The following is a 5495-nucleotide window of genomic DNA, read 5'->3' on the forward strand; positions in this document are numbered from 1 at the left end:
CATGAGATGGAATACACATAAAGGGTATGAATGGAATATAAAACTGTCATTCTGTCATTCTGTAATTGCAACTGCTCAATGACAGAATGACAGAATGACAGTTTGATATTCTGGCATCCATTTTTTTGGAAAAATATTTATTATATTATTATATATATATAATAATATAATAAGAAAAAATAGGGTTTTATGACCCCTTCCAAAACAAAACTGTCATTCTGTCATTCTGTCATTGAGCAAGAACAGAAGTGAAGAGTCAACCTATTTCAGTACAAGACAATTTCTCTTTTGAATCTCTCAGTCGTATCTATTCTATAAAAGATGTACTTAGATGCTAATAAGTAGGTAGATCATTAATTGATATTCTCGTCCCGCAAGGCAATCAGCCCTGCGGGATTTTTTTTCGCCTTTTTTTCGGTATAGATTGAGTCGCAACGCGAACTAAAAAGATAACGGTTCGGCGGTGACGACAAGACAACACCATGTCCTCTCGTCCACTCGCCCACTTGTAAACTGAAATATTAACACCATGCCGACAACGGACTTCAACGGCTGAGATATGAGCGGACCAGGACAGGGGACAGGACACTGTCCCGCAGGAATAGTCAAGAATATAATCTCAAATGTTACAAAAAATGAGGAGGAAGGACATGGACCTGTCCCCTGTCCCTCCGCAAGGTTGGTGGTGGAATAATGAAAAAGAATAAAACTTGTTAAATAACGAGCCTTTTCAAGTCTAAAGTTTGCTTAACTCACGAAAAATAAGTATATTTGCACTATGATAATCGAAAGTGCAACTTTTAATTATCATGATAAAATAAAGTTCAACTTTTAATTGTCATCATATAAGTACCACAAAGTCAACGGTTAAGCAATATGATAGAAAGAAAAATAAAAATAGAAGGATCAGAGGATAGCATCTTCTTATGGGGAGCCAGACAGACAGGCAAGAGCACTCTTTTAATGCAGCGTTTTCCAGAGGCGAAGTATTATGACCTTTTGGAGTCCGACCTTTATGAACGATTCCGAAGACAACCGTCATTGCTCCGTAATGAACTGAACATGATAGACAGCGATACATTAGTGATAATTGATGAGATTCAGAAAATCCCGGAATTGCTCGATGAGGTACATTGGCTTATGTCACGTCGTAATATGCGTTTTATACTAAGTGGTTCAAGTGCCAGAAAACTCAGACGGTGCGGGGCGAACTTGCTTGGCGGCAGAGCTATAAGACAGCAACTATTCCCATTTGTCAGTGCAGAAATCCCCGATTTCAGCCTCTCAAGAGCCATCAACAACGGAATGCTTCCTCGTCATTATCTCATTGACAATCCTGCAAAGAGGCTTCAGTCGTATGTGGGTGATTACCTGCGTGAAGAGATTAAGGAGGAGGCACTGACAAGGAACATAACGTCATTCACAAGATTTCTTGAAATTGCGGCAATTAATGACGGGGAGATTCTGAACTACAAAAATATTGCAGCTGATTGTGGAGTGAGTGCTCCTACAATCAAGGAATATTTCTCCATCCTCGAAGAAACTCTATTGGGTTATCAACTGCCCGCCTATACCAAGACAATCAAGAGGCGGGTGATACAGGCACCGAAATTCTATCTCTTCGATATAGGAATCGTAAACTATCTTACCCATCGGCGCAACTTGTTGCCAGGCAGTATCGACTACGGTCATGCTCTGGAGCATCTTATGTTGCAGGAGACAATAGCATATCTGAGCTACAGTGAGTCAGACCTTCAGGCAGCTTATTGGCGTACCGCATCAGGGTTTGAAGTGGATATCATAATATTTGAGCCATATAGCCATAACGTAAAGTGTGCCATCGAGGTAAAATCATGTGAGGAGGTGCAGAATAGGCATTTGAAGGGACTTAGGGCTTTTCGTGAAGAGCATCCGGAGTGTCATCCTATCTGTATCTCACATGACAAATCCCCACGCTTGACAGATGATGGCATAGAGATATGGCCTGTTGACGAGTTCCTAAAGCAATTATGGAGCGGGCGCTTTTTCTGAGGTAAAGAGGACAGGGGACATCCTACTGCTCAAATAAATCCCGAATTGTTTGGCAGTTCGGGATATTATTATTACCTTTGCCGAAAGAATAGTATACTGATATGAAAAAAATATTATTTTTAGCATTGCTGACGGCGATGCTGTTCTCGTGTTCCGTTTCGGACAATGAACCAGTTGGACTGAAAGCGATAGAGGTCAAAGCTGCGGTGGATGAAGTGAATTTGTGGGGCAATCTTGTACTCGACATACCCAAGGATTCATTATATAAAGTGGGATACGACAATGGAGATATTGTCACAATAAGTGGGGGCAGTCTGACTAAGCCTCTCGATATGGCCTTTACCGACATATTGATGTCGGTGGGTACATGGGGTATGTGTCTGACGTATTTTTCAAATGAAGCTACACTGACTTTAGGTTTGGCAAATGCCAGTTTCTCCGACCGTGTCGGTGGTAAGGAGGGCGACATACTGACCATCTCTTTGAAGGAAAAGGGTGGATTCCGTGATGTGTACGAGAGAACGAAGCTCTGGAAAACGGCCAATCGCTCCGACTACGACAGCGACGAAATGTTTGCCAATTTCTATCCTGTGGAATGTCACGGGATGAAGAGAGGGGTGGTGTATAGGTCAAGCGATCCACTGTTGGAATCCGATAATCCTGCAAGATATGAATATGCTGACCGTTTTGCGCGCCATGCCGGAATAAACACAATTATCTCTATCGCCAAGTCTGAAGAGGATTGGCAATCGGCCGTGGCAGCCGGCAGTGGATTCGGAGAGTATTGCAATGAACGGTATAGTAAGGGCGCCCTTCTGTTCCACAAATTCAATGTTGACATCTTTGTGGACGAACAAGCTGCGAAGGTGGGCAGGATGTTAAGGGCAATGATAGAGAATAATCCTCCCTATCTTATTTGCTGTTCTATGGGTCGCGACCGCACTGGTTTGATAGCCATAATCCTTCAGGTGCTTGCTGGAACGACATACGAGGAAATCGAGTCGGGATATATGCGTAGTTATTACAACTGGCATCGCCTGCAGCCGTCGTCTGAATCTTATAACGACTTCCTTACAAGGATTCTCCATCGCACGCTCTATATTTTGAGCCGTGAGGGTGATGTGGATATAGCAGAGATGTGCAGCATGACCTCATTCCCTATTGCCGACATTATGGAACGTCTGCCGTCGGCAGTGGAGTCGTATCTGAAAAACAAGGCAGGTCTTTCGATTGAGGAGATAGAAAAGTTAAGAGGGATATTATCAGTAGGAAAGGACATTCCCTAGGAGTCACCTTCCGGATGCCACAACCGCTATGTACAATTTCCCAACTTGATAGAGCAAGAGGCCATTATGGGATTGATAAGACGATATTGCTCATTATACTACAAATAATGACGTTATACTTCAAAACAGGACATGGCTTTTAGGGGTTGCTCTGCTCTTACAGGTTATCTTTAGATAAGATAGGCTGCATCTCAACAAAAAAATAAAATATGGTTGCAATTTGCAATTCTTATCTTTGCAAATTGTGTTTTGTCTTCGATTTAAATAAAAATCTTACGCTCAAAAAAGATAATTTATTCTCTTTTTCTTCGCTAAATCGATTTTTTGCACTATCTTTGTTCCCGAATTGTGGGCATATCACTCCTGCAACAGTCAGATAAACATGGGTACATATATAAATAGAGGCAATATTGAGTTCCGAGACATCGTGTCTCACGAATATGTTGACAAGTCATCGCTGATACCGCTGATAAATGCTAATCTCAATTCCGAGAGCCGTTACAGCTGCGTCACCCGCTGCCGCCGATTTGGCAAGTCGATGGCGGCAAAGATGCTGTGTGCCTATTACGACAAGTCGTGCGACTCGCGAGAGCTCTTCCGCGGATTAAAGGCTGAGCAGGACAAGTCATTCGACACATATCTCAACAAATACAATGTTCTCTATCTCGATGTGACATCATTCACCGCACGGCCGGAAGTCAGGAAAAACATCGTGAGAGTTATCCAGGAAGAGATAATAAATGAACTTAAAGAGGCTTTTCCCGATGTAAAATACAAAGACAATTCCGACCTTATGGATGTTCTTTCCTCCATAACCCGAAGCACAGGAGAGAAATTTTTCTTTATCATCGATGAGTGGGACGCCATCTGCCGCGAGTTCCCTCGGCGACAGAAGATGAAGGGTGATCCTGATACTGTCACCCCCACCATACTTGATGAATATGTCATGCTACTCCGCCGTCTGTTCAAGACACAGGATTCCGACAGGGTATTCGCCGGGGCATATCTCACTGGCATCCTGCCAATAAAGAAATACAACACCGAGTCGGCACTGAATAACTTCTGTGAATATTCCATGATTGACCCAGCTTTCCTTGCCGCTTGCTATGGATTTACTGAAGACGAGGTGAAGATGCTGGCAGAGAAGCACAACGCATCTATGGACAACCTTAAGATGTGGTACGACGGATATAGCATTGGCAGGGAGAAATCCATCTACAACCCATATTCCGTGATGAAAGCCCTGCAACGTGGTTCATGCCGAAGCTACTGGACTACAACGGGAGCCTACGACTCGGTAATAACATATATACAGATGAACTTCGACGGGCTGAAGGACGACATCATTCGTATGCTGTCGGGAGAGAGTGTATATGTCGATACAACAGAGTTTCGTAATGACATGCAGATTATTAACAGCAAGAACGATGTCCTCACCGTATTGATTCATCTCGGATATTTGGCTTACAACGAAGAAACCCAAGAGTGCAATATTCCTAACAAGGAAGTGGCCGACGAGATGAACAATGCAATAAAAGCCACGTCATGGACTCCATTGGCAAATACAATTAAAAACTCCAAATTCCTTCTCGACGCCACCATCGCGGGCAACGAGAATGCAGTGGCACAAGCCATCGACCTTGCCCACGACGAAAACACGAGCATCCTCGCCTACAACGATGAGAACTCCTTGGCTTGTGTGCTCACAGTAGCATATATATGGGCAAGGAATGAATACGTCATCCACCGCGAATATGCCACTGGCAAGGGATATGCCGACCTGGTGATGATTCCGCGTCGCAACGTCAGCAAGCCAGCCCTCGTCATCGAACTCAAATTCAACAACACGGCCGACACTGCCATCGACCAGATAAAGCGCAAGCAATATCCCGCAAAGATTGCAGAATATACCGGCGACATACTACTCGTGGGAATCAATTACGACAGAGAAACAAAGCTGCACACTTGCAAAATCGAGAGTTTCAAAATTCGTGTGTAAAGTATAAATACAAAAAACGTGATTTAATTCCGCAACACTATAATTTAACTTTATTTATAAGTTCCTGAGCAACAAAAAGTTGCCCAGGATTTTGCCGTGTCAGATTTTTCACTTATCTTAGTGTTGCAATTAGAAAACAAGCGAAAATCGTAACAAGGCATGGCAAAGGTACAAATAAA

At 43.2% G+C, this 5495-nt stretch carries 3 protein-coding genes; all 3 read left to right on the forward strand.

The window, feature by feature from the left end; genetic code table 11:
- Positions 1-876: 876 nt before the first annotated feature.
- Positions 877-2031 (forward strand): ATP-binding protein, encoded by a 1155-nt coding sequence (locus tag CIK98_RS01135; protein ID WP_094382460.1) that lies wholly within the window; start codon positions 877-879, stop codon positions 2029-2031.
- A gap of 101 nt (positions 2032-2132) precedes the next feature.
- Positions 2133-3317, forward strand: a complete 1185-nt coding sequence (locus CIK98_RS01140; protein WP_094382461.1) for a tyrosine-protein phosphatase — start codon at positions 2133-2135, stop codon at positions 3315-3317.
- 382 nt (positions 3318-3699) lie between these two features.
- Positions 3700-5316 (forward strand): AAA family ATPase, encoded by a 1617-nt coding sequence (locus tag CIK98_RS01145; RefSeq protein ID WP_141210354.1) that lies wholly within the window; start codon positions 3700-3702, stop codon positions 5314-5316.
- Positions 5317-5495: the final 179 nt, after the last annotated feature.

This window comes from Prevotella sp. P2-180 (assembly GCF_002251435.1).
Taxonomy (GTDB): Bacteria; Bacteroidota; Bacteroidia; order Bacteroidales; family Bacteroidaceae; genus Prevotella.